The 22,792-nt window shown below is 74.9% G+C and carries 23 protein-coding genes; 5 read left to right on the top strand and 18 right to left on the bottom strand.

The features are described from left to right. Window position 1: 1 nt before the first annotated feature. Window positions 2-529 carry a YbaK/EbsC family protein gene (locus ASG70_RS04135; protein WP_056882565.1) on the top strand — a complete coding sequence of 176 codons (528 nt, stop codon included), beginning with the start codon at window positions 2-4 and terminating at the stop codon, window positions 527-529. A 22-nt stretch (window positions 530-551) separates the two neighbouring features. Here the strand turns inward: ASG70_RS04135 and ASG70_RS04130 are convergent, their stop codons facing one another. The 4 genes from ASG70_RS04130 to ASG70_RS04115 are packed head-to-tail and all read right to left on the bottom strand — an operon-like array spanning window position 552 to window position 3,868. After that, window positions 552-1,760: an SIS domain-containing protein gene (locus tag ASG70_RS04130; RefSeq protein WP_056882564.1), complete on the bottom strand. Its 1,209-nt coding sequence runs from the start codon at window positions 1,758-1,760 to the stop codon at window positions 552-554. A gap of 17 nt (window positions 1,761-1,777) precedes the next feature. Next, on the bottom strand, window positions 1,778-1,981 hold the full coding sequence (locus tag ASG70_RS04125) for a Trm112 family protein (protein ID WP_056882563.1): 204 nt from the start codon (window positions 1,979-1,981) through the stop codon (window positions 1,778-1,780). Further along, a complete protein-coding gene (locus tag ASG70_RS04120) occupies window positions 1,981-3,438 on the bottom strand; it encodes a phosphomannomutase/phosphoglucomutase (protein WP_056882562.1) in 1,458 nt (485 codons plus the stop codon). Before ASG70_RS04120 ends, ASG70_RS04125 begins: the two co-directional genes overlap by 1 nt. A gap of 19 nt (window positions 3,439-3,457) precedes the next feature. Then, entirely contained in the window at window positions 3,458-3,868 is a 411-nt protein-coding gene (locus ASG70_RS04115; protein ID WP_056882561.1) for a DUF3499 domain-containing protein, read from the bottom strand. A gap of 168 nt (window positions 3,869-4,036) precedes the next feature. Between ASG70_RS04115 and ASG70_RS04110 the strand changes: the two genes are divergently transcribed. Then, window positions 4,037-4,384: a metallopeptidase family protein gene (locus ASG70_RS04110; RefSeq protein WP_056882560.1), complete on the top strand. Its 348-nt coding sequence runs from the start codon at window positions 4,037-4,039 to the stop codon at window positions 4,382-4,384. A 42-nt stretch (window positions 4,385-4,426) separates the two neighbouring features. Here the strand turns inward: ASG70_RS04110 and ASG70_RS04105 are convergent, their stop codons facing one another. The 9 genes from ASG70_RS04105 to ASG70_RS04065 all read right to left on the bottom strand — a co-directional run bounded on the left by ASG70_RS04105 (window position 4,427) and on the right by ASG70_RS04065 (window position 13,640). Next, entirely contained in the window at window positions 4,427-5,917 is a 1,491-nt protein-coding gene (locus ASG70_RS04105; RefSeq protein WP_056882559.1) for a DUF5719 family protein, read from the bottom strand. Then, complete coding sequence (locus ASG70_RS04100; protein ID WP_056882558.1) at window positions 5,914-9,234, bottom strand: glycosyltransferase; 3,321 nt, start codon at window positions 9,232-9,234, stop codon at window positions 5,914-5,916. The genes ASG70_RS04105 and ASG70_RS04100 overlap by 4 nt, the downstream gene beginning before the upstream one ends. Window positions 9,235-9,267: 33 nt before the next feature. Then, window positions 9,268-9,483: a WhiB family transcriptional regulator gene (locus ASG70_RS04095; RefSeq protein ID WP_200949197.1), complete on the bottom strand. Its 216-nt coding sequence runs from the start codon at window positions 9,481-9,483 to the stop codon at window positions 9,268-9,270. 217 nt (window positions 9,484-9,700) lie between these two features. Beyond that, entirely contained in the window at window positions 9,701-9,958 is a 258-nt protein-coding gene (locus ASG70_RS04090; RefSeq protein ID WP_056882556.1) for a ferredoxin, read from the bottom strand. After that, window positions 9,936-11,039 carry an NADH-ubiquinone oxidoreductase-F iron-sulfur binding region domain-containing protein gene (locus ASG70_RS04085; RefSeq protein ID WP_056882555.1) on the bottom strand — a complete coding sequence of 368 codons (1,104 nt, stop codon included), beginning with the start codon at window positions 11,037-11,039 and terminating at the stop codon, window positions 9,936-9,938. Before ASG70_RS04085 ends, ASG70_RS04090 begins: the two co-directional genes overlap by 23 nt. After that, complete coding sequence (locus ASG70_RS04080) at window positions 11,036-11,596, bottom strand: ferric reductase-like transmembrane domain-containing protein (protein WP_056882554.1); 561 nt, start codon at window positions 11,594-11,596, stop codon at window positions 11,036-11,038. Before ASG70_RS04080 ends, ASG70_RS04085 begins: the two co-directional genes overlap by 4 nt. Beyond that, window positions 11,593-12,672 carry an FAD:protein FMN transferase gene (locus ASG70_RS04075; protein ID WP_200949178.1) on the bottom strand — a complete coding sequence of 360 codons (1,080 nt, stop codon included), beginning with the start codon at window positions 12,670-12,672 and terminating at the stop codon, window positions 11,593-11,595. The genes ASG70_RS04080 and ASG70_RS04075 overlap by 4 nt, the downstream gene beginning before the upstream one ends. Next, the gene (locus ASG70_RS04070) at window positions 12,669-12,935 is read right to left on the bottom strand and encodes a hypothetical protein (protein ID WP_056882553.1); all 267 of its coding nucleotides are present in this window, start codon (window positions 12,933-12,935) and stop codon (window positions 12,669-12,671) included. The genes ASG70_RS04075 and ASG70_RS04070 overlap by 4 nt, the downstream gene beginning before the upstream one ends. Window positions 12,936-13,289: 354 nt before the next feature. Continuing rightward, the gene (locus tag ASG70_RS04065) at window positions 13,290-13,640 is read right to left on the bottom strand and encodes a hypothetical protein (protein WP_056882552.1); all 351 of its coding nucleotides are present in this window, start codon (window positions 13,638-13,640) and stop codon (window positions 13,290-13,292) included. Window positions 13,641-13,802: 162 nt separating this feature from the next. On the opposite strand from ASG70_RS04065, the gene cofD reads away from it, so the two are divergent. Both cofD and ASG70_RS04055 read left to right on the top strand, forming a co-directional pair. Further along, a complete protein-coding gene (gene cofD, locus ASG70_RS04060; protein ID WP_056882551.1) occupies window positions 13,803-14,795 on the top strand; it encodes a 2-phospho-L-lactate transferase in 993 nt (330 codons plus the stop codon). 3 nt (window positions 14,796-14,798) lie between these two features. Then, window positions 14,799-15,884, top strand: coding sequence for a coenzyme F420-0:L-glutamate ligase (locus tag ASG70_RS04055; RefSeq protein ID WP_056882550.1), 1,086 nt, complete (start codon window positions 14,799-14,801; stop codon window positions 15,882-15,884). Between the two features lie 24 nt (window positions 15,885-15,908). On the opposite strand, the gene ASG70_RS04050 is transcribed toward ASG70_RS04055, so the two are convergent. Continuing rightward, a complete protein-coding gene (locus ASG70_RS04050) occupies window positions 15,909-16,853 on the bottom strand; it encodes a DNA-3-methyladenine glycosylase (protein WP_056882549.1) in 945 nt (314 codons plus the stop codon). 88 nt (window positions 16,854-16,941) lie between these two features. On the opposite strand from ASG70_RS04050, the gene ASG70_RS04045 reads away from it, so the two are divergent. Beyond that, window positions 16,942-17,643, top strand: coding sequence for a DUF3105 domain-containing protein (locus tag ASG70_RS04045; protein ID WP_056882548.1), 702 nt, complete (start codon window positions 16,942-16,944; stop codon window positions 17,641-17,643). Window positions 17,644-17,708: 65 nt separating this feature from the next. Here ASG70_RS04045 and ASG70_RS04040 read toward each other — a convergent pair whose 3' ends face one another. Genes ASG70_RS04040 through ASG70_RS04025 form a run of 4 tightly spaced genes read right to left on the bottom strand, consistent with a single transcriptional unit; the run spans window position 17,709 to window position 22,731 of the window. After that, entirely contained in the window at window positions 17,709-18,575 is an 867-nt protein-coding gene (locus ASG70_RS04040; RefSeq protein ID WP_056882547.1) for a class I SAM-dependent methyltransferase, read from the bottom strand. Between the two features lie 10 nt (window positions 18,576-18,585). Beyond that, window positions 18,586-19,566 (bottom strand): lysylphosphatidylglycerol synthase transmembrane domain-containing protein, encoded by a 981-nt coding sequence (locus ASG70_RS04035; RefSeq protein ID WP_056882546.1) that lies wholly within the window; start codon window positions 19,564-19,566, stop codon window positions 18,586-18,588. Then, complete coding sequence (locus tag ASG70_RS04030; protein ID WP_056882545.1) at window positions 19,566-21,584, bottom strand: glycosyltransferase family 4 protein; 2,019 nt, start codon at window positions 21,582-21,584, stop codon at window positions 19,566-19,568. The genes ASG70_RS04035 and ASG70_RS04030 overlap by 1 nt, the downstream gene beginning before the upstream one ends. Before the next feature lie 10 nt (window positions 21,585-21,594). After that, window positions 21,595-22,731, bottom strand: a complete 1,137-nt coding sequence (locus ASG70_RS04025; RefSeq protein WP_235531326.1) for a glycosyltransferase family 2 protein — start codon at window positions 22,729-22,731, stop codon at window positions 21,595-21,597. Window positions 22,732-22,792: the final 61 nt, after the last annotated feature.

Raw genomic sequence — 22,792 nt, 5'->3', positions numbered from 1 at the left:
CGTGAACCGCGCAGAAGGCACCCTCAGTTGGTCCCCCGCCGCTGACCACCCCGAGTTGCTCGCGCCGCCTGTGGCCCAGGCACTGTCCTTGGCACCGAGCGCGCGCGTCGCGCCGATCGACCCGACGCTGGCCGACACGGCTGCGTTCTGCGAGGCCTACGAGAGCGCGCCCGAGCACTCGGCCAACTGCGTGGTCGTCGCCGGCAAGCGCGGCGGCGAGCTGCGCTACGCGGCCGTGATCGTGCTCGCCTCCACCCGCGCCGACGTCAACGGCGTGGTCCGGCGGCACCTCGACGTACGCAAGATCAGCTTCGCGCCACAGGCGGACGCCGTCGAGCTCACCGGCATGGAGTTCGGCGGCATCACGCCCGTCGGCCTCCCGGCCGACTGGCCGGTGCTCGTTGACGAGGCCGTGGTCGCAGCCGGCCAGGTCGTCATCGGCAGCGGCATGCGCGCCAGCAAGCTCGTCGTCGACGCCGCCGAGCTCGCGACCCTTCCCACCGCCGAGGTCCTCGCCCTGGCCCAGTAGTGGGTGGGTCAGCGGCCCGTCGTCAGCGGCCGGTGCGGTTGCGCAGGTCCGTGACGTGCGGCGAGACGGCCGGGTCGAGGCCGAGGCCGAGCGCCAGGTAGGTGGCCGCGAAGTCGGTCGTCGCGAGCTGCCCGGCGAGGCGGGTCAGCGGGTGGCCGGGCAGCGCCGTGACCTCGCTGACCCGGGCCCCGGCCTCGCGCGCGGCCTCGGCGACGGCATCGGCCACGGCAGCGGACTCGGCGGCCTCGCGGGTCAGGGGGTCCGGCACCGCGTCGCGGAGCATCAGCAGCCCGAGCCGCGGTGAGACCGGCCCGTCCAGGAACGGGTCGGCGAAGATGTCCGCACCCCCCGAGGCGCCCCCGGAGCCGCCCCCCGCGAGGGCCCCGGCAGAGGCGCCGTACGCGGTGGTGAACGGCCCGTCGAGGCAGGCCACGATCTGGGCGGCGTCGTCGGGGAGCTCGCCGTGGATGGCGGGGATGCGCGCGGTCCGGGCGAGCATCGACGCGGCGCGGCCGGCGGCGACGCCGTTGAGGGGGCCGTCGCCGAGGACGACCGGCACTCCTTCGGCGAGGTCGACGGCAAGCACCTTGGCGGGGTTGACGAACGACTCCGAGGAGGGACGGCATGCCTCGGCCACCTCGTCGAGGCGGTCGGCGGTCTCGAGGAGCACCTGCTCCCCCACGTCGACGAGGCCGAGGCCTCCGGCGGCGAGCAGCACCGGGGCCAGCAGCGACCAGAGTGCGGTGCGGGAGGTGGTACGGCCGCGGCCGATGTCGATGTGGACCCCGCGGGCCTGCGCCGCGACGTCAGCCAGCGGTGAGTCGGCGGACCCGACGGTCAGCAGCGAGGCGCCACGCCGGGCGGCCTCGGCCGCGAGGGCGAGCGGCCCGGCGGCGCGGCCGGACTGGGACACGGCGATGACCAGGTCCAGGGGTCCGACCCACCCCGGCAGCGGCACGTTGCGCCGCACGCTGACCGGCACGGGCGAACCAGGCTCGGCCAGCAGGTCGAGGATGTCGCACACCACGCCCGAACCGCCCAACGACGCGACCAGCACGGAACGCGGACGTTCACCGCCCGCGACCCGCGTGATGCCGCCCTCGGCGGAGAGGCTGATGGCCTCGCGCACCTGCGCGCCCGCAGTGGCGAGGCCGCGCAGCGTCTGGTGGCTGTCGAGGACGGCGATGGCCTCCTCGCTGTCGATGCGAGCCTCGTCGAGGTAGGGAGCCATCGGTCGCCGCCTCCGGGTCAGGCCGGCTTGCGGGCTTCGTCGACCAGCAGGACGGGCACGCCGTCGTCGATGCGGTACTGCAGGCCGCAGTCGGCGTTGGTGCAGTGCAGCTCCGGACCGGCCGCACCGTCAGCGTCGGCGAGCCCCGAGCGGCAGGCCGGGCAGCGCAGGATCTCGCGCAGCCAGGGCTCGATCGGGGCTCCTGTGGTCTGCTCGGCCATCAGCCTTCTCCTCTCACCAGGGCGAGGACATCGTCCCGCACCCGTTCCATGGTGGCCACATCCGCGGCCTCGACGTTGAGCCGCAGCAGCGGTTCGGTGTTGGACGCGCGCAGGTTGAGCCACCACATGCGGTCACCGGTCGCGTCGGCCCCCTCGGCCGCGGCATGGGTCGCGGTCAGCCCGTCGAGCTCGTCGAACTCGGCGCCCTGCGCAGCAGCCCAGTCGCGCACCTGCGCGGTGGCCGCTGCGGCGTCGGTGACCGTCGAGTTGATCTCGCCGGACGCGGCATACCGGGTGTAGGCAGCGGTGAGCCCGCTCAGCGGCTCGTCCTGCTCGCCCAGCGCCGCGAGGACGTGCATGGCGGCCAGCATGCCGGTGTCGGCGAACCAGAAGTCGCGGAAGTAGTAGTGCGCGCTGTGCTCGCCGCCGAACACCGCGTCCTCGCGCGCCATCTCCGCCTTGATGAACGAGTGGCCGACACGGGTGCGGACGCCGCGGGCGCCCTGCTCGGCGATGATCTCGGGGACGGCGGCGGAGGAGATGACGTTGTAGACGACGGCGACGTCCTCGGCCTTGGCGCCGGCGGCCACCTCGCGGGCGATCTCGCGGGTCGCGACGAGGGCCGTGACGGCGCTGGGGCTGACGGGTTCGCCGCGCTCGTCGACGACGAAGCACCGGTCGGCGTCGCCGTCGAACGCCAGGCCCAGGTCGGCGCCGTGCTCGACGACAGCGGCCTGCAGGTCGCGCAGGTTCTCGGGCTCGAGGGGGTTGGCCTCGTGGTTGGGGAAGGTGCCGTCGAGCTCGAAGTACAGCGGAACCACCTCGAGCGGCAGCTGGGGAAGGCCAGCACCCGAGCCGAGGACGGCCGGGACGGTGTGGCCGCCCATGCCGTTGCCGGCGTCGACGACGACCTTCAGCGGGCGGCTGCCCGACAGGTCGACCAGTCCGCGCAGGAAGGTGGCGTAGTCGGCGAGCAGGTCGCGCTCGCCCACCTCACCGCTCGCGACCTCGGCCGGGCCGGCGCTGGTGCCGGAGTCGAGCAGCTCCTGTGCGAGGTCGCGGACCGCGGCGAGGCCGGAGTCCTGCCCGACCGGCCGGGCGCCCGCGCGGCAGAGCTTGATCCCGTTGTACTGCGCGGGGTTGTGGCTCGCGGTGAACATCGCCCCGGGCAGGTCGAGAGCCCCGCTGGCGTAGTAGAGGCCGTCGGTGCTGCACAGGCCGATGAGGGTGGCGTCCAGGCCGTGCGCGGTGATGCCCGCCGCGAAGGCGCGGGAGAGCTCCGGCGAGGAGGGGCGCATGTCGTGGCCGATGACGACGCCGGTGGCACCTTCGGGGATGACGACCGCCTGGGCGAACGCCGAACCAAGGGCCCAGGCCACGTCGACGTTGAGCTGCTCGGGCACCAGGCCCCTGACGTCATAGGCCTTGACGAAGTCGGCGAGGTGGGGCGTGGACACGCCGCAACCCTAGCCGGGGTCAGCTGTCGCGCAGAACGCGCAGGTGCCCGCGACGACCGGTCTCGACGGCACCCGAGGCGCCCTCGTCGTCCGCCCGCACCGTGGTGTGCCCGGTGGGGTGGCCGGCCGTGCGTGCCAGCGGCTGCTCACCGAGCCGGGGACGCCCCGCCTCGCGGACCGCGTTGGCCAGCGCCAGCAGGTCGTCGTGCGACGGCTCGGGCTCGACGTACTCCCCCGACAGCCGCACGATCTCCCACCCGCGCGGGGCGGTGAGCCCCTCGGCGTGGTCGAGGCACAGGTCGTAGGTGTGCGGCTCGGCGAAGGTGGCGAGCGGGCCGACCACCGCGGTCTGGTCAGCGTAGACGTAGGTGAGCGTCGCGATGGCGGCCTTGGGGCACGCGGTGCGGGAGCACCTCCTGGACAGACTCACGACGGGGACTCTATGCGACGACCCGGCGGCCGCCGACCCGGCACGCCGTAGGGTGGTCGCGTGACTTCGTCCGGCTCCCCCGGTTCGCCCGCCGCCCGCCGCGGACCACGCCGGGACCGCCGCGGCCGCGGCGTCCGTGGCCCGCTGGCATGGCCTGCCGTGCCCGCGATGGTGACTCGGCGCCAGCAGTTCGACGACCTGGTGCTCGACAGCGCGGCCAGGCTCGAACCACGGCTGGGACCGCGGTTCGAGCAGGTCGAGTTCGCCGTCGAGGACGTGCCGACCACCGACCCCGCGCCGTGGGAGCGCGACGGCGTCCCGTTGGGCCGTGTCTTTCCCTCCCACGGCAGGCAGCCGGCGCGGATCGTCATCTACCGCAGGCCGATCGAGGCGCGTGCCCAGGACCAGCGCGAGCTGACCGCGATCGTCGGTGACGTCGTCGTCGAGCAGGTTGCCGCACTCTTCGGCATGGCGCCCGGCGACCTCGACCCCCGCTACGACACCGGCGACGACTGACCGCCCCGAGGCCACACCGTCCCCGGCTGACCGGTTTCGGGCCTAGTGGCGGACCTCGCGCAGGCTCACGCTCGTCGTCCGCAGGGCCGTGTCGAGCAGCGGGGTCGAGGTGATGAGGGTGCCGTCGGCGACGGAGATGGCCGAGATGACCCCGCCGTGCAGCAGGCCCTTGCCGGAGACCTGCCGCACCCACACCGAGCTCGCGCCCGTGAGGTTGACCGTCGACGAGCTGTCGCGGGCCACGGTCACGCGCTGGGTCTTCTCCGCCCCGCCCGCGCCGAGAGTGACCACGTCGACCACGGCCGTGTCGCCGGTGGCGCTGAGCCCGAGGCCACGGGCCAGGGGCTTCGGCGAGCCTGCAGGGTCCATCAACGGCAGCCCGGCCACACCGGTGAGCGCCGGGGTGGACGACGACCAGGCGAAGTCGCTCGGCGCACCGGGAGCACCTCGGCTGACCATGACCGCGGCCACGACCGGGACGTCGGCCCGGACCTGGATGCCGACGGTGCCGAACGGCAGCTTGGACAGGTCGATGTCGCGGACCTGTCCGCCGTCGAGGCGCGTGACACCACCGGCAGGCAGGGCGCGTGGCCCGGTCGCGGTGAGCACCCTGGCCTGGACGACGGCCTCGGAGTCACCCGGTACGGCGACGCGCAGCACGGCCGGGCCGGCGACCTGGACCGCGGGGATGACCTGGTCTCGTGACGGCGGTGCGGTGGGTACGGCGTCGTCGGAGCCGGCCGGGCGCGTGCCGTCGAGCCACGAGTCGTTGACCGCCGCGGAGACGACCCCACCCTCGGCGACCACGTGCAGGGCGGGCGACGCGACGTCGCCGGCGATGGAGTCCACGAGGAACGACGTGCGGCCGCGAGCCGGGACGACGATGCCCTTGCCCTGCGGTGACGCGAGCTCGCCGTCGGGGCCGTGCAGGGTCAGGTCGACGGTGACCGCGTTGCCGCCCGGGTTGGTGAGGACGAGCCGCTCCTGGCGGCCCGGAGCGCCTCCGCCCGCCAGGACCCAGAAGTCCGACCCGGCCTGGGTGCAGGGGCTCGAGGCGAGCGCCCGCTGGTCGCCGGAGGCCACCAGCCAGGACTGCGCCGCGGCCAGGCCGGGAGCCAGCGCCTGCGATGCCTCGGCGAGGACGCCGGAGCGACCACCGACGTCGGCGGCGGCGAGGTCGCCGCGCGTCGTCGCCGTGTCCTTGGCGGGGCCGCCGGGGACTGCCGTGAGCACGACGCTGCCCGGCGTCGACACGGGCGCGACCCCGCTGAGGACCGACGCGGGGGCGGCAGCTGCCGCGACCCTTACCCCCAGTGGGAGGTCGTCCACGCCGGGGACCCCCTTGAGCTCGGGGCCGGGGCACACGACGGTCGAGCCGCGTACGGGGTCGGTGGAGCCGCTGACGCGCGAGTCGTCCGCCGTCCTCGACCCGAGGGCGATCGCGCCCTGGCTCTGCGTGGCAGCGACCACGAGGCCCGCGCCGGCCGCGGCGACGAGCACCGTCCGGACGATGCCGCTGACGGAGACGTTCACGACCGCCTCCTCGAGGCACGGTTGCCGAAGGGGATGGCGAGGAACACCACGAGCAGGAGGGCGAGACCCTGGGCCCAGCGCCAGGTGGCGTCGGAGGGCAGCACCTCGACGGTGAGGGTGTGCGCGCCCGCGGGTACGGGGTAGGCGACGCCCTCGTCGGCCGGCGCCACCACGTGGCCGTCGACCTCCACGCGGGCGTGCCGGACCCACCCGGCGGGCTCGGCGAGGACGAGGGAGGCGCCCTGGGGCACGACTGCCCGTGTGACGAGGCGGCCGTGGTCGCCGTCCACGGACAGTGCCTGCGCGGAGCGGGCGGTCACGAGCCGGATGCGGGAGGGGGCCAGGGACCCGTCGTCGGCCCTCGAGCCGCCGGGGAGGACCCGCCAGAACGTCACGCCGTCGTGCTGGCCGAGGCGGCCCAGGCCGGCGGTGGCGTCCAGCGCCCGGATCCGAGGATCGGTGTCGTCGGTGCGCAGGCCGACGAACCCCACCGCGAGGTCGGACAGCGCCTTGGCGGGGTCGAGCTCACCGGGTGCGGCGCCCTGCTGGAACAGCTGGCCGACCGCGGTCGCGAGCGCGGTCTCGTCAGGGCGGTCCGCGGCCGTCGGCGGCAGGGACCGGGCGAGGTCGGAGGGCTCGCGCCCCAGCAGGTCGAACGACAGCCCAGTGCCCTCGGGCTGCAGCAGGAGCATGCGGTTGCCGACACCGCTCTCGGCCTGGTCGACGGCGACGGCCGGGCGCGGATCGGTCCACGTACCGAGCGTGTCGCCGAGGGTCTTCCACGAGGTCCAGCCGATCCCGGCGACCACGGCGACGATGAGCGCAGCGGCCACGGGCCAGCGGGTCAGTGCCACCCAGCCACCGCGGGCTCGCGAGACCGCGAGCCCGTCGGCACCCAGGAGCGCTGCCGCGAGGAGCGAGAGGGCCAGCAGCGCCAGTCCGGTGCCGGACCACGCGGTGACCGAGGCGCCGGCGTCGGGCGAGCCCGCGGGCACGGTCGCGAGCACCAGGCGGGGTGCCAGCAGGGCGTAGGCGAGGCCGAGGAGGCCGGTGAAGGACAGCACCGTGGCGGTCCAGCCGCGGCGGCCGGCCCGCAACAGACCCAGCACACCGGCCAGCACGACGGGGGCGGACAGCAGCACGGGGTACGAACCCGGGCCGCCCGGGTGCAGCAACACGAGCTGCCACGGCAGCGCCTGGTCGGCGCCCCACACCGTGAGTCCGGGCCCGGCGAGCAGGAGCATGGGTCGCTCGACGAGCGTCTGCACCCACGGCCCGAGCAGCAGGGCGGGTCCGACGAGCAGGGCCAGCCCCCGCAGGCGCGCACCGCCGCGGCCGAGGACGACGACGAGCACCGCGGCCAGCGCCGCCAGCGGCAGGAACGCCGGGACGAACGCCCCGAGCACCGCGGTGGCCAGCACGGTCGCGGCGGTCACGGTCGTCGAGCCACCCCTCCGGGCGGCGAGGGCGAACCCGGCGGCGACGAGGGGCAGCAGCATCCCCGTGACGAGGCCGCCGAGCCGACCGGTCGCAGTGGCGGAGGTCAGCACCGCGGTGCTCCCCCACGCCAGGGCGACCAGGGCCCGCGGCCAGCGCGAGTGGGTGATGACGCGGGCGCCGAGGTAGGCAGCGAGCGTCGAGGCGGGGACGGCGAGGGTCACGAGCAGCGCGACCGCCGATCCCACCGGCGACGCGGGGGCACCGACGACGGGCAGGTGGGTGACCAGCCAGGCGAGGGCGGAGAGGACCACGAGGTGGGGGCCCTGCTCCCCGGACTGGCCGAGGCCGGCTCCGTGCCAGCCGTCGAGCCACAGGTGCCAGGTCGACCCTGTGGTGGCGCGGCCGCCGAGCAGCTCCCCACCGACGACGCCGGACCCGAGCCGCTCGAACAGGCCGCCGCCCATGGACCGGGTGGCCACGAGCGCGGTCACCGTGGCGAGGAGGAAGGCGAGCAGGCCGGGGTTGCGAGCGGCGCGCGAGAGCCAGGTGGAGCCCAGCACGTGCAGGTCCTGCGCCTCGTCGGGCACCGGACCGGCCTCGACGACCTCGGTGGTCGTCTCGAGGACGCGGCCGTCGTCGAAGGCGACCTGGTCGTGCACCAGGTCGCCGGTGTGGCGCAGCACGGTCGAGGCGGGCACGAACAGCCCGGCGAGGTCACGACGGCGTACGCGGCGCGTGCCCCGTGAGCGCCACCGGGCGCCCAGCACGCGGCCGGGCGTGAGCACGGCACCGAGGTCGGACAGCTCGGCCCAGGCGGCGCGCGGCCGCTTGGCGACCAGCAGCGCGAGGGCGGCGGCCAGGCTGGTCAGGGCCACCCATACGGCGAGGAACGGGAGCGCCCACCAGGCGCACCGGGCCAGCGCGACCCGCCGGGCCTGGCGCCGCATGCGGGTGGCGGTGTCCCCCGAGCCCGAGGGGCTCCGGTCGTCGTCACCCAGTGGCGCGCCGGTGCACACCGTGGCCCGGGGCACGACGACGACCCGGTGGCCGGCCTGCTGGGCGCGCCAGGAGAAGTCGACGTCGGCGCCGAAGTCGCCGAACGCCCGGTCGGGACCGCGCAGGCCGTCGAAGACCGCCCGTTCGACGAGCATCCCCGTCGCCGGCACCGCAAGGACGTCGGAGCGGCGGTCGTACTGGCCCTGGTCGGGCTCACCCGGCGCGGGGGACGGGATGACCCGACCGCTGCGGGTCAGCTGGACGCCGACGGAGCGCAGGGCACCAGGGACGGTCCAGTCGAGGAGCTTGGGGCCGGCGGCGCCGACCGAGGGCGAGCGGCGTACGGCGTCGAGGAGCCGGGCCAGCGTCGTGGGCGCAGCTGCGCTGTCGCAGGTGAGCACCCACAGGTGCTCGACAGCGGGGGTCTCGTCGGCGACGGTTGCGGTGTCGTCCGGGACCGCCGGGGTCTCGCCCGCGACGGAGCGGTGCTCGCCACCGGCGGCAGCCGCGTGCTCGCCAACCTGTGCGAGGGCGGCGCGGACGGCCTCGGTGAGCGTGGCGGCGTCGGCGACGCTGACGTACGCGGCGTCCGGCACGGCGTCGGCGAGGGCCCGGTGGGCGCGGACCACCTCGACGGCGTTGCCGTCCAGGCCGGGGTCCACGACCAGGAGCCGGTCGGGGAGACGCGTCTGCCGGGCCAGGGAGTCCAAGGTCTGCGGCAGCGCGGACGCGGGTCCGCGGAGCACCAGCACCGCGGTCACGGCGGCCGCGACGCCGGTCGTCTCGGCGCCGGGGGCGGCACCCGCGTGGGAGCTCTGGCTGGAGCCGGGGTGGGGGGCCGATCCGGCGTCGGTCGTGCGGTGGGGCGGGGCCAGCGTCATGAGCTCGTCACGAGGGGGTCGCCGGTCCGGCGACTAGACCGCACGCTTCTTGAGCTTGCGGCGCTCCCGCTCGGACAGCCCGCCCCAGATGCCGAAGCGCTCGTCGTTCGCCAGGGCGTACTCGAGGCACTCGGAGCGCACCTCGCAGCCCACGCAGACCTTCTTGGCCTCGCGCGTCGAGCCGCCCTTCTCGGGGAAGAACGCCTCGGGATCCGTCTGGGCGCAGAGCGAACGCTCCTGCCAGGACATCTCGGTGTCGTCGCCGCCGTCCAGGGCGACCAACTGAAGTTCGTGCACGGCTTCCTCCTCGACCCGGTGCCGTTGTCGCCACCGGCCCGATGACAACAATGGAATTACACGCGTGTCATACGTGGTTCGTCAAGCGGAAGTCTGATATTTGCCCGATCAGATGAACCTTGATAGGGACGCGGCGCCCGAGCACGGGGCGTCCACCATCGACCGTAGGTCAGCTCCGGCGTTCTGCGTACAGGGCCATGGCCGGGCAGAGACGGACCGCCGCAGCCCGTGCGCTCTCCCCGTCGTCGACGCCTCCCTCGGCGGCGGTGAGCACGACGGGATAGCCCCACTCGTCGAGCCGGACGCTTCCCGGGAGAAGGCTGGCGCACACGCCGTGCCCGGTGCAGGCGACCCGGTCGACCCTGACGGTGGGGTGGCCGGCGAGCGCGGGACGGTCGCGGCGGTCAGTGGGCGAGGACGCGGTCATGGCTGCTCCTGGAGGGGTGGCCCTCGGCGCAGCGGCCGCAGGCGTGGTCGGCGAGGTGGTCGGACAGCACGCGCAGGGCCGAGGTGGCCAGCCCTGCGACGCCGTCGGGGAAGCGGCACGCACCGCGGCCGGTGACCGAGGCGGCCCGGCGCTGGAGGCGTTCGCGGGCGACGGGCGAGCTCCCGACGGCCAGCTCGTGCCAGTCGGCGGCGATCGACGGCAGGCCGAACATGCACGGACCGCACTGGCCGGCGCTCTCCCCCGCCGCGTGGTCGAACCAGTGGGCCAGCTGCGCCACGGGGCAGTCGCCGGCATCGAGCACGTGCACGACGCCCGACCCCGGACGCCCACCGAACGCCCGCAGGCCCTCGGTCGACCAGGTGGCCGAGGCAGCCTCGGCGCGGCTGAGCAGCACGCCGCCGAGGCCGCCGACGATGACCGGGCCGCTGTGGTCGAGGTCGCCCCCGGCTGCCGCCACGATGTCGCGCAGGGCGATCCCGGCGCTCGTGGCGATGACGCCCGGGCGGGAGACCGCACCGCCGACGCCGACCAGGCGCGGGCCCGGCTCGTCCGGCAGGCCCTGCGACCGGAACCACTGCGGCCCGTGCTCGACGACCTGGGCGACCCGCCACAGGGTCTCGGCGTTGAGCACCACCGTGGGGCTGATGCGCCGTCCCTCGCTGTCTGCGCCGCCCATGACGAACGGCTGCCGCTTGGTCATCGGCCGCGCCAGCCCGCCCTGGGCCAGCGAGATGAGGGACGTCTCCTCCGACGACACGTACCGCGCGGGTGCCGAGAGCACGTCGAGCCCTGCCGAGCGCAGCCGGGCCTCGGTCGCGGACCCGCGGTGGGCTGCGTACCGGACGCGCCGGCCACCGACGAGCGTGGCGCCGCGGACCAGCTCCGGGAGGTGGTGCTCGACGACGTACGCGTCCTTCATGGCTCCGATCTCGCCGTCGCAGGCGTTCACGATGAGCGCGGCACCGTGCTCGTGGGCGGCGCGGACCTTGGTGGCGGTGCTGAACGCCGCACCACCACGGCCGGTGAGGCCGGACTGCTCGAGCAGCTGGACGAGGTTCATGACCACTCCTGGGTGAGGATCGCCTGGCGGCGGTCCTGGTCGGCGTGGCGCGCGACGGCGCGCCAGGTGAGGGCGAGGCCGCCGACGACGGCGCAGGCGACGGGTACGAGGCGCAGCAGCGGCTCGTTCGCGGTGCCCATGGCGTAGCCGTGGACGAGGGCGAGCGGCCAGAGGGCGAATGCCGTGAGGTGGACGGCCTTCCACGCGCGCCGGGAGAGCCGGTGCCGCAGCAGGGACGTCGCGACCACGGCCAGCACGATGTCGAAGGCGAGGGTGCCGAGCCCGACCCACAGCGGCTGGTAGCCGGCGGTGAAGGGCACGAACGCGGAGACCCAGTCGATGCTGACGTAGGTCTCCAGGACCGCCGTGCCGATGTGCGCGAGCAGGAACGCCGACGTGCCGAGGGCCAGCGACCGGTGCAGCCCGACCACGACGGTCTGGCTCAGGGCGCGGCTGCGGCGGCCGGCGGTGAGCGCCCCCAGGACGAGCACCGCGGTCAGCAGGACGATGCTCGCCGTGCCGGTCGCCCGGGAGACGAACCACAGGAGCTCGTTCATGCCGCGCTCCTCCCGCTCGCGCCGGGCTGTGGCCAGCCGGGCGTCGTGACGACGGGTCCGCCGCCGGCCGGGTCGAGCCGTGCCGGTATGCCGCGGGCAGCCAGCCACGCCGGCGCCTCCCGCCCGAGGACGACGGCGGCCGTCGACGCGGCGTTGGCCTCCACTGCGGTGGCCCCGGCGCAGGTCACCTGCTCCCACACGGCGGGCGCGGTGAGACCGGTCCGCGGGTCGACGATGTGGTGGCGGGGGTGGCCCTCGTGGGCCCAGGTGCGCCGGCCGGTCGAGGAGGTGGCGAAGGCCTGCCCGTGGCCGGCCACGACCTGGCGCACCTCGCCCGCCGTGCCCTCGACGGCGACCTGCCACCCGTCGGCGGGCAGGTCGCCCGAGACGGCGAGGTCGCCACCGAGGTTGACCAGGAAACCGCCGTCGAGCGACGCGGCAAGCCGGGCGGCGATGGTGTCGGCCGCCCACGCCTTGGCACTGGCGCCGAGGTCGAGGACCGTGCCGGCCGGGACGCGAACCTGGCGCAGCGACTGGTCGAGCTCCACGGTGCGCCAGCCCGGGACGACCGCGTGCTCCACGAGCCCGCGCGTGCCGTGCGGGTCGTCGTCGCGCGGGTCGTCCCGGCGCGCGCTGTCGTTGCGCGGGTCGTCGTCGCGCGGGTCGTCGTCGCGCGCGCCGTCGTCGCGCTGGTCACGAGCGCGGACGACCGCCAGGTCGGCGTCGTACCCGGAGGCGATGACGGCGCCCCCCACGGTGGGGTCCACGAGTCCGTCGGTCAGCCGCGCCGTACGCAGCGCCGCAGCCAGGCTCGCGGCGAACACCGGCGACACCAGCGCGGTGGCGTCGCGGTCGGCGTGCTGCCGGGCGAGCGCGCTCACCTCCGAGTCGGGACGGAACCGCGACACCGCTGCGTCGAGCTCCGCCAGGAGGTCGCGGGCGGCGGAGATGGCCACGCCGAGGGTCTCCGGCCGGGTCACGATGAGGTGGTGGTGGGTGCCGATGGCCTCGAAGGAGGCGGACGCGGTGAAGACGTTCTGGCCCACGCGGGCGGTGTCGGTGTGCACGGCGCTCACGACCCGCTCGTGCTGGTCTGGGCGGAGCCGGTGCCCGAGGACACCCCGGGGACGGCGCTGAAGCCGGTGGACCCCGTGCTGCTTGACGAGCCCGAGCTGCTCGTGTCGGAGGCGGATCCGCTGGTGCCGGTCGAGCCGGCCGTCGTGGTGCCCTGGTCCTGCGCCAGGTGGACGCCGACGGCCCCCGCGCCGAGCGTGGAGGCCAGCAGGACGCCGGCCGTCCAGCGGCGGGCCAGGCTCAGGGGGTTGCGGGGGGAGCTCATCGGGGCGGTCCCTTCTCGTGGGTGGCTGTTCGGTTCCGACACTCGCGTCGGCCGCTGTGGGGTTCCTGTGCGGCAGCTACGGAGCCGGTCCGGGGCGGATGTGGGTTTCCTGTGGACCTGCAGTGCGTCCTCGCCAGCCCCGTCCCCTGGTGCTGGTCTCCTGGTGCTGGTCTCTGGTGCTGGTCTCTGGTGCTGGTCTCTGGTGCTGGTCCCTGGTGCTGGTCCCTGGTGTTGGTCCCTGGTGTTGGTGGGGTCTTTGAGCGGTTGACCCGGTCCTGACCGGGTCAACCGCTCAAAGACCCGCAGCACCTCAAAGACCCGCAGCACAGAGGACGACGGGTGACGGGCAGGGGTTCACGAGCCGCCGCTGCCGGACTGCGCGGGGCCGGTGCTCGGCTGCACCGGCGCCACCGGCTGGAAGCCCTGCTGCGCCGGCGCCGGGGCCGGGGCCTTGCGCGTCGTGTGGTGCCGGGTCCTGGTGCTCGGGCGCCGTACCGGTTGCGGCGTGGGCTCCGGCTGGGGCACCTGCTCGTCACGGACGGCACGGTCGTCGGAGGCGCGGGTCGCGGCGGCCGCGGCGGCGCTCGCGTGGTCGCCGGCCAGGTGGACCGCCACGAAGCCGGAGCCGACGAGGGCTGCCAGCAGCGACCCGACCGTGGTGCGGCGGATCGCGCGGAGGACGCGCTGGGGGTCTCGTGATCTCATACCCCGACGGTGCGGCGGCCACCTGTGGGCACCCTGTGGCCGGGCTGGGGGTTGCTCCGCCGGCATGGCTCCGGGCGCGTCCCCTCGCGGGCGGCCCCGACAGGCGGCCCCGCGGATGGGCCCGGGGGACGCGCCGGTGGACCTGCTGGAAGACTGCAGCTCATGCGCATCACGGCACTGGCCGGTGGCGTCGGAGGCGCACGCTTCCTGCGCGGCCTCCGCACCCACCTCGACCGCACCCCCGGCCTCGGCGACACCGAGCTGACCGTCATCGGCAACACCGGCGACGACATCAGCCTGTTCGGGCTGCGGGTGTGCCCCGACCTCGACACGCTGATGTACACCCTCGGCGGCGGGATCCACGAGGGCCAGGGCTGGGGGCGCGCGGAGGAGACCCACCGCGTGCAGGGCGAGCTCGCGGCGTACGGCGCCGTGCCCCAGTGGTTCGGGCTCGGCGACCTCGACCTCGGCACCCACGTCGTCCGCTCGCAGTGGCTCGGCCAGGGCGTCTCGCTCTCGGAGGTCACGGCCCGGCTCTCGCAACGGTGGGGGCTGCCCGACCAGCACGTCCGGCTGCTGCCGATGACCGACTCCCCCGTCGAGACCCACGTCGTCGTCGAGGACGACGAGGGCCAGCGCGCGATCCACTTCCAGGAGTGGTGGGTGCGGCACCAGGCCTCGATCCCCGCACAGCGGTTCATCGCGGTCGGCATGGACCGCGCCACCCCGGCCCCGGGCGTCCTCGACGCCATCCGGCAGGCCGACGTCGTCCTCCTCCCGCCGAGCAACCCAGTGGTCTCGATCGGCATCATCCTCGGCGTGCCGGGTGTGCGAGATGCGTTGCGGGGCACCGCTGCTCCCGTCGTGGGCGTCTCCCCCCTCATCGGCGGCCTACCGGTGCGCGGCCACGCCGACGCCTGCCTGGCCGCCATCGGGGTCGACACCACGGCCTCTGCCGTCGCCGGCCTCTACGAGGACTTCCTCGACGGGTGGCTGGTCTCGCAGGAGGACGCCGCCGGCGTGCGCCTCCCCCGCGCCACGGTCCGCGCCCGGCCGCTGCTCATGACCGACCGCGACGCCGCCGCCGACATCGCCGGCGCCGCCCTCGACCTGGCCCTCGAGCTCGCCGGCCCCGGTGCCGCCGCTGGGCACTGAACCGTGGCCGGCCTGACGCTGCTGCCGGTGACCGGGGTCCCCGAGGTCCACACCGACGACGACCTCGCCGACCTGCTGCTCACGGCGCTGGCTTCGTCCGGCCTCGAGCTCGTCGACGGTGACGTGCTCGTCGTCTCCAGCAAGGTCGTCTCCAAGTCGCTCGGCCTCTGGGCGGACGGCGCCGACCACACCGCCGTCGTCGCTGCTCAGACGGTGCGCGTCGTGGCCGAGCGCCGTGCCGGTGACCGCGTCACGCAGGTCGTGCAGGCGGTCGCCGGGCCGGTCATGGCGGCCGCCGGTGTCGACGCCTCCAACACCGGCGGCCGCGACGACGTGCTGGTCCTGCCGGCCGACCCCGACGCCGAGGCGGACCGTCTGCGGCTCACGCTGCTCGCCGCCACGGGGCTGCAGCGCCTCGGGGTGGTGCTCAGTGACACTGCCGGACGTCCGTGGCGCGGCGGGCAGACCGACTTCGCCCTGGGCGCCAGTGGCCTCGAGGTGCTCGACGACCTGCGCGGCGGCGTCGACGCGGACGAGCGCCCCCTGCACGTCACCGCGCGGGCGGTGGCCGACGAGCTCGCCGCCGCGGCCGACCTCGTCAAGGGCAAGACCGACGCCGTGCCTGCCGCGGTCGTCCGCGGGTCGCGGTGGGCGAGCGCCGACGCCGGGCCCGGCGCGCGGGCCCTGCTGCGGCACGGCCCCACCGACTGGTTCGGGCTGGGCAGCGTCGAGGCCGTGCGCTCGGCGCTCGGCACGGCGCCCGGCACTGCTGCCGCCCTCGAGGACGGGATCCCTTCAGTGGCACCCGAACCCGTGGCCGACCGCCTCGGCCGGGCCGTCGCCGTGGCCCTGCGCGGCGCCCCCGAGGCCGGGGTCGACGTCGGGAGCCGCGGTAGCACAGGCACGGGGGCCGCGACCGCGGCCGACACCTACGAGCTGCGCGTCAGTGCCCCGAGCGGCTACGAGCTCGGCGTGGCCGTGGCCCGCCTGCAGGTCGCGCTGTGGGGCGAGTCCCTGCACGCCGGGGCCCCTGCAGAGGTCGACGGGCTCGAGGCCACCCTCACCGTCACCGAACGCCGCTGGACCTGACGACGCCGTCGCCTGGCGGGCGCGTCAGACCCGCCCGGGGAGGTGGGTGCGCGGCGCCATCCGGGGCCCTCGGCGCGGCCGGAAGTGGCCGTCGAGCTCGAGCAGCCGCTGCACGCGGTAGCGGTGCCCGCGGTAGGGCTCGAGCAGCTCGGCGAGGACGTCGTCGTCGCGGGCCTCGCCCAGCAGCGCCCAGGTGATGTTCTTGGCCACGTGGTAGTCGCCGAAGCTCACCGCGTCGGCGTCGCCGAGCGCTCGCTGCGCCACCTCCGACGACGTCCACACGCCGATGCCGGGTACGGCGCGCAGCCGGGCCCGCGCCTGCGTCGCCGTGAGCCCGACGCACTCCTCCAGCCGTCCGGCGACCTTGGCCGCGCGCACCACCGTCGCCGAGCGGGCCCCGTCCACGGACGCACGCAGCCACTCCCACGACGGCACGGTCGCCCAGGTCGCCGCGTCGGGGGCGACCCACAGGCGCCGCTCCTGCCCCGGCCCGGGAGCGCGCGACCCGAACCGGTGCACGAGCCGCCGGTAGCCGCCGAAGGCCTCCTGCCCTGTGACCTTCTGCTCGATGATGCCGGGCACCAGCGCGTGCATGACCAGGCCGGACCGCGGGACGTGCCACGCGGCATACCGGCGCTGCGCACGCTCGACCTGCGGGTGGTGGGCGACGAAGCCGCTGTCGTCGTCGGCGTCCCCGAGCAGCTCGGGCACCTGCGCGAGCACCCACTGGGCACCGGGGCCCCATGCGGTGGCCACCACCTCCCCGAGGTCGTCACGCTGCTCGAGGCGCAGGGTGGCCGGGCCGGCGGGCGTCGGCAGCCCCAGCCACCAGCCGTCGCCGCGGTCGGGCTGGAACGTCGGGTCGCCGCCGCCGCGACGCAGGATCGAGATGAGCAGGCCCACCGACACCGGCCGCGGCGAGCGCCACACGCGACGGTGCTCTGCGGTCGTCGACGGGCTCGGGGACATGCGGCCAGTGTCGCGCGTTCGGGTGACAACGACCCAAGGTGGGGCCCGTAGACTCTGCGCGACCCGACCCCGAGCCACCGAGGAACCCGTGAGCAACAAGCGAGTCAGCCAGGACCGCAAGGCGCGCCTGGCCGAGATCCAGAGCCAGCAGAAGGCCAAGGAGCGCAAGGTCAAGGCCGGCATCGGCATCGCCCTCGTCGTCCTGCTGCTGGGCCTCGGCGGTGTCGTGGCGTATGCCGTCGACGACGCCAAGTCCGGTCAGCTGCCCAACCTCGGGGTCTCCGTGGCCGCGGCCTCCTGCGACCCGGTCACCACCGACGCCGGCGGCGGCAGCGGCGAGCACGTCGGCCCGGGCACCAACAAGCCCGACGAGACCTCGGTGAAGTACGACACCGTCCCGCCGAGCCACGGCCCGCACTTCGCGACCCCCGACGTCAGCGGACGCGGCTTCTACACCGCGGCCGACCGCCCGCCGCTCGAGACCCTCGTGCACAACCTCGAGCACGGCTACACGATCCTCTGGTACGACGGCAGCAAGGTGAAGGACACCGCGCTGCTCAAGGACGTCGCCGACAAGGCCGACAAGCTCCCCGAGTCCTCGGGCAAGTTCAAGGTCGTCGAGTGGGACGCCAGCCGTGGCGCGTTCCCGGCCGGCAAGCCCTACGCCCTCGCGCACTGGGCCAAGGACGCAGGCCACCGCCAGATGTGCGGCGACCTGTCCGGCCAGGCCGTCATCGACTTCGTGAAGAAGTACCCGGCCAGCGACACCCAGGAGCCCGGCGCCGCCTGACGCCCCTCCCTGCCCTCACGACGAAGGCGCCGCCCACTTGCGGGGCGGCGCCTTTCGTGTCCGGCTCAGCGACGGCGGAACGTGAGCAGGATGAACGTGTAGTCCAGCCCGACGCGGTCCCAGTGCACCGGGCGCTCGGCGTGCGAGAGGGCGTCCGAGGTGGCGAGGTCGCCGACGAGCTCGAGGCCCGCGGCGTCGGCCGTCGCGACCAGCTCTCGGATGTCCTCGGGACCGAAGATCTTGACCTCGCTGCCATACGCCGTGCGGCCGGTGGTGTCGGGCGGCGACTGGTCGTAGTCGGTGGAGACGCACAGCACCCCGCCGGGGCGCAGCACGCGGGCGGTCTCGTGCAGGAACGCCGCCACGGGTACGCCGTGCTCGATGACCGACATGCAGGTGACCGCGTCGAGCGAGCCGTCGGGCAGCCCGGTGGCGGTCACGTCACCGTGCCGGAAGACGACGCCGTCGCGGTGCACCTCGGCGCCGAACTCGAGGTTGATCCCGAGCAGCGACCCGGGCGCCTCGCCCAGGCCGTAGAGCCGCAGCCAGGGCAGGACGGGTGAGTAGCGGGCGCTGCCGGCGTCCATCACCCTCGCCGAGCGCGTGCCGTCGTCGGCGAGGCGCAGCACCGCACCGACGGCACCGAGCGCGTCCCAGTTCTTCGGCAGGTCGCGGTGCAGTGGCAGTCGCAGGTGCCGGCCCTCGGCGACCGCTGCCTCCCAGTCGGCGGCGGTGCGCAGCACCGCGGTGGGGGCGACGGTGGTGGGGACCGGGCGGTTGGCGGCATACCCGCGCCGTGACTCGGCACGACGCTGGACGGCGACGCGGGCCCACAGGACACGTTCGGCCGCGCGCTTGGCGACGGCGAGCAGGGGTCCCCCGGGCGGTGCGGCCACCTGGCCCGAGGCAGACGCCTCGTCTGGTGTGGTCATGGGCGCCAACCTATCCCGCGGGCGCGTCGTCGACGACGACGTGGTCGCGCTCGCGTTCCTCGCGTGAGGTGAGCAGGTGGTGGCGGCGGGCGTAGGCCCACCCGAGCAGCGCGAAGAGGACGTCGGCCAGCACGGTGAGGAACCGAGAGAGCACGACGACCGCGGTGGCGGCCGAGGTCGAGCTGACCGGCGCGAGCATGAGCACCAGCAGGCCCTCGCGCACCCCGACCCCGGCGGGCAGGACGACGCTGAACATCGCCAGCGACGAGGCGAGCGCGAACCCGCACAGCGTCGCGACGAGCAGGCCCGAGACGTCGGCGGTCGCCCCGGTGGCCCGCAGCAGGACGAGGGCGTGCAGGCCGGAGCAGATCCACGTGAGGACGAACAGGCCGCTCGCCTTGGCGATCGCGCGGCCGGAGAGCTGCCGCTCGAGGGGTTCGCGCCGCAGGACACGCAGCACGGTGGCGACCCCCCAGTTGAGCAGGGGCGGGTAGAAGGCGACCGCGAGGACGGGGACGGCGACCAGCGCCAGCCACCCCGCCGTCGAGGAGTCGCTCCCGGTGATGAGCAGCGGCACCGCGGGGAGGCCGACGATGAGCCCGCAGATCGCGGCGATGGCCACGGAGAGGAACGCCACGACCGCCGAGCGCCGGCGCGGGATGTGCAGCCGAGCCCCCATCTCCGCCTGGGCGACGATGCTCCACACGGCGCCGGGCAGGTACTTGCCCAGCTGCCCGACGAAGAACACCCCACCGGACGGCGCGACGTGCAGCGGCGAGCCCAGCTCGGCCAGCAGGACGCGCCAGCCCAGCATGGTCAGGACCGGGGGGATGCAGGCGAGCGCGGCGGCGAGGACGAAGGTGCCGCCCTCGACCTTGTCGATGTCGGCGGACACGTCGGCCCAGTTGCGGGCGACCGCGACCGCGACGGCTGCGACGACGAGCAGGGCGAGCACGATGCGCAGGACGGTGGAGACGCGGGCGCGACTCATCAACGCCTCCTCAGGGTCAGCCGCAGCAGCCCGTATGCCGTGTCGGCGCGGGTGGAGGTGCCCGACGCCTGCCGCATCCGCCCGGTGATGTCGCCGTCGAGGTCGCCGACCAGGACGAAGCCGAGGTCGTGGGCCCGGGCGAGGACGGCCCGGACGTCGGCCGGTCCGAGGGCGCCCTCGGCGCTGCCCGGGCCGATCGGCAGGGTGGTGCACAGCAGCCCACCGGACTTCAGCGCCCACGACGCCTGGCTCATCGCCTCGTCGACGTCGTCGGCGTCGCAGCCGCCGGGGTGCAGACGGACGATGACGTCGAGCGACGCGGTGTCGACGTCGAGGACCTCGACGCTGGAGCGGTGGCCGGTGAGCTCGAGCTCGACGGGGGCGAACCCGATCGCCCTGGCCCACCGCGACAGGGGTGAGCGGGCGCCCGACTCGTCGACGATGACCGCGCTGCGACGGCCGTCGTCGCGGACTCGGACGATGGCGGCGAGGGCACCGAGCGCGGCCCAGGCGGCGATGCCGTCGCTGCAGCGCGGCAGGCCCAGCGACCGGGCGAACGCCTTCGCCTCGTCGGCGTCGTGCCCGTCGGCGAGGATGTCGGAGGGGTGGATCCAGTCGGGGAGGTCGGCGCGGCCGAGCTCGACCTCGGGCCGTGACGCCGCGACCAGGCCGCGCACCGCCGAGGACACCCGGTGGCGCAGGTGGCCGACGACTGCCGCCGGGCCCGTGCCGCCCGTGTGGTCGCCGGAGCCCGGGACGTCGGTGCTGGCGCGGGCACCGGCGGTGCCGGTGCCGGTGCCGCGGGTGTCGGTGCCACGGGTGTCGGTGTCGTTGTCGTCCGTCTCGGCCGGCTCGACGGCGGCGAGCGCCTCGATGGTGCCGACGTAGTTGGCCCACGGCCCCGACAGGTCCGGCGGCCGCACGGCAGCGCGCAGCTGCTCGGTGTAGTCGCGGTCGGCGAGGCGGCGCAGCGCCTCCACGAGGGCGTCCTTGTCGTTGGGTGGCACGAGCAGGCCGTCGACACCGTGGCGCACCTGGCTGCCGAACGTGCCGACGTCGGAGGCGAGGACCGGCAGGCCGTGCTGGCGGCCGAGGAGGGCGTTCTGGGAGGCGGTGGCGCTGCGGTAGGTCAGGGCCAGCACGTCGTGCGACGCCAGCAGCGGGGCCAGCCGGTCGGCAGGCACGTAGCCGCCGTGCACCTCGACGCGGCCTCGCAGCCGCGGGTCCTGCGCCAGCTCCTTGACGCGTTCGCCGCTGGAGCCCCACATCTCGCCCGCGACCGTCAGGGTCGGGCCCGGCACCTGGGCCAGCGCCTCCATGAGCAGGTCGACACCCTTGTAGTCGCGCACCATCCCCAGCGCGAGCAGCCGCGGTGGGCCGTCGTGGGTGGTGCGCTCGACGGGGGCGCCGCCGGGCAGGTGGGGCGGCAGGTCGGTGACCGAGACGCGAGGCGCGTGCAGCTCGTGCGCCAGCCGGGCCTGCTCGTCGCTGTGCACGAGCACCGCGTCCACGCGCTCGAACAGCTGCTGCATGAGCTCGCGGTCGCCGAGGTGCGTCTCGTGGGGCAGCACGTTATGGGCGATCACGACGGTGCGCGGTCCGGGTCGACGCGTGCCGGGTCGACGCGTACCCAGAGCCGCCGACGTGGCGCGACGGCCCGCCCCTGCGGCGCGCAGCAGCGCCAGGTGAGCCGGGACGACCGCCGGGATCACGTGGACCACCACAACGACGTCGAACCCGCGCAGGCGACGCCCGGCCCGCACCCAGGTGTCGGGGCGGGCCCAGCTCAGCGCCCGGACGGTGCGCGGGAACGGCTCGACGTCGGGCGCGCCCCCGGGGACGGCCTGCTCACCGGGGTAGAGCTTCGAGGGGTACAGGTGCGACCACGACACCAGCGTGACGTCGTGGCCGGCCTCGGCCAGCTCGTGCGCGAGGCTCGTCGTGTGGGCAGCCACCCCGCCCTTGTAGGGGTGCGTGGGACCGACGACGGCGACCTTCAGCGCGGCAATGGGCGTCACCGCAGCGTCGTCACACGCCCGTGCGCGAGCGCACGACCAGGTCGGACAGCAGCGCAAGCGAGCCGATCATGATGCCGCTGACGATGAGCAGCACCGTGCTCGCCGGGAAGTAGAACGGGTGGCGCACCATGTCGACGACGGCCTTGAGGACGCCGATGACGACCAGCCACAGGGCCGGGGGCATGAGCACCTTGAGCGGGTCGAAGTACATGACCATCCGCAGCACCTGGAGGATGTAGCGGTAGGCGTCGCGGACGAAGTGGAACTTGCTGACGCCCGCGCGCTTGGCATAGCTCGTCGGCACGTACTTGATGTCGTGCTGGTTGGACAGGAACGCCAGCGTGATCGTCGTGACGCAGCTGAAGCCGGGGGGCAGCAGGCGCAGGTAGGGAAGCGACACCTCGCGGCGGAACGCGCGCAGGCCCGAGTTGAGGTCGGGGATCTTCTGGTTGGAGAGCTTCTCGGCGATCTTGCGGATCAGCCACTTCGCCGGGACGCGGGCCCACTTGTGCGTGCCCTCCTCGGTGGTGCGGGCGCCGACCACCTGGTCGTAGGACTGGTCGTCGCGCAGGATCCGCACGAGCTCGGGGATGCGCTCGTTCTCGTAGGTCATGTCGGCGTCGGTCCAGACGACGATCTCGCCGTACGCCTGCTGCGTGCCGATCCGGCGGGCCGTGCCGCTGCCACCGTTGCGGCGGAACGGCATGACGCGGATGTTCGCGTAGTCGCGGGCCGCCTGGTGCAGCACCTCGAGGGTGTCGTCGGTGGACGCGTCGTCGATGCAGAGCAGCTCGTAGGTGAACTCGCTGGCGTTCATCGCCGTGGTGATGCGGTCGATCTCCTGCAGGACGTGCTCGGCCTCGTTGAAGCAGGGCAGCACGATGGTGACGTACGGCTTGTCGGCGTCCTGCGCGCTCTGCGGGGTCGCCGCCGTGCTCGGCAGGTATGCCGCGTCGGCCGGGTGCACCGCCAGCTGCCCGTCCGCCGTGGTCACCGGACCCTGCTCCTGGCCGCTCGGCGCGGCCGGGATCATCTCGGTCTCGGGGCTCGGCGCGGTCGGGATCATCTCGGTCTCCGGGCTCGTCGCCGAGGCAGTCGCGGGGCCTGCGACGGGGACGGCCTGACCGGTGTTGGTGTGCTCGCTCATCTCGGCGCCGAGCCTACCCGCCACCCGCCCCCACGACGCACAGGCAGCAACCCCGCGCCGC

Source organism: Phycicoccus sp. Soil748, from assembly GCF_001428025.1.
In the GTDB taxonomy this organism is placed as follows: Bacteria; Actinomycetota; Actinomycetes; order Actinomycetales; family Dermatophilaceae; genus Pedococcus.
Note: the sequence above shows the minus strand (reverse complement) of the source record. Positions and strands in the feature narration are given on the sequence as shown.

Excerpts from the sequence above, each read along its gene's own strand:
- ASG70_RS04130 (WP_056882564.1), bottom strand. The coding sequence starts at position 1,760 with ATGGCTCCCTACCTCGACGAGGCTCGCATCGACAGCGAGGAGGCCATC.
- ASG70_RS04125 (WP_056882563.1), bottom strand. The coding sequence starts at position 1,981 with ATGGCCGAGCAGACCACAGGAGCCCCGATCGAGCCCTGGCTGCGCGAG.
- ASG70_RS04110 (WP_056882560.1), top strand. The coding sequence starts at position 4,037 with ATGGTGACTCGGCGCCAGCAGTTCGACGACCTGGTGCTCGACAGCGCG.
- ASG70_RS04100 (WP_056882558.1), bottom strand. The coding sequence starts at position 9,234 with ATGACGCTGGCCCCGCCCCACCGCACGACCGACGCCGGATCGGCCCCC.
- ASG70_RS04095 (WP_200949197.1), bottom strand. The coding sequence starts at position 9,483 with ATGTCCTGGCAGGAGCGTTCGCTCTGCGCCCAGACGGATCCCGAGGCG.
- ASG70_RS04090 (WP_056882556.1), bottom strand. The coding sequence starts at position 9,958 with ATGACCGCGTCCTCGCCCACTGACCGCCGCGACCGTCCCGCGCTCGCC.
- ASG70_RS04085 (WP_056882555.1), bottom strand. The coding sequence starts at position 11,039 with ATGAACCTCGTCCAGCTGCTCGAGCAGTCCGGCCTCACCGGCCGTGGT.
- ASG70_RS04080 (WP_056882554.1), bottom strand. The coding sequence starts at position 11,596 with ATGAACGAGCTCCTGTGGTTCGTCTCCCGGGCGACCGGCACGGCGAGC.
- ASG70_RS04070 (WP_056882553.1), bottom strand. The coding sequence starts at position 12,935 with ATGAGCTCCCCCCGCAACCCCCTGAGCCTGGCCCGCCGCTGGACGGCC.
- ASG70_RS04065 (WP_056882552.1), bottom strand. The coding sequence starts at position 13,640 with ATGAGATCACGAGACCCCCAGCGCGTCCTCCGCGCGATCCGCCGCACC.
- cofD (WP_056882551.1), top strand. The coding sequence starts at position 13,803 with ATGCGCATCACGGCACTGGCCGGTGGCGTCGGAGGCGCACGCTTCCTG.
- ASG70_RS04050 (WP_056882549.1), bottom strand. The coding sequence starts at position 16,853 with ATGTCCCCGAGCCCGTCGACGACCGCAGAGCACCGTCGCGTGTGGCGC.
- ASG70_RS04040 (WP_056882547.1), bottom strand. The coding sequence starts at position 18,575 with ATGACCACACCAGACGAGGCGTCTGCCTCGGGCCAGGTGGCCGCACCG.
- ASG70_RS04035 (WP_056882546.1), bottom strand. The coding sequence starts at position 19,566 with ATGAGTCGCGCCCGCGTCTCCACCGTCCTGCGCATCGTGCTCGCCCTG.
- ASG70_RS04025 (WP_235531326.1), bottom strand. The coding sequence starts at position 22,731 with ATGAGCGAGCACACCAACACCGGTCAGGCCGTCCCCGTCGCAGGCCCC.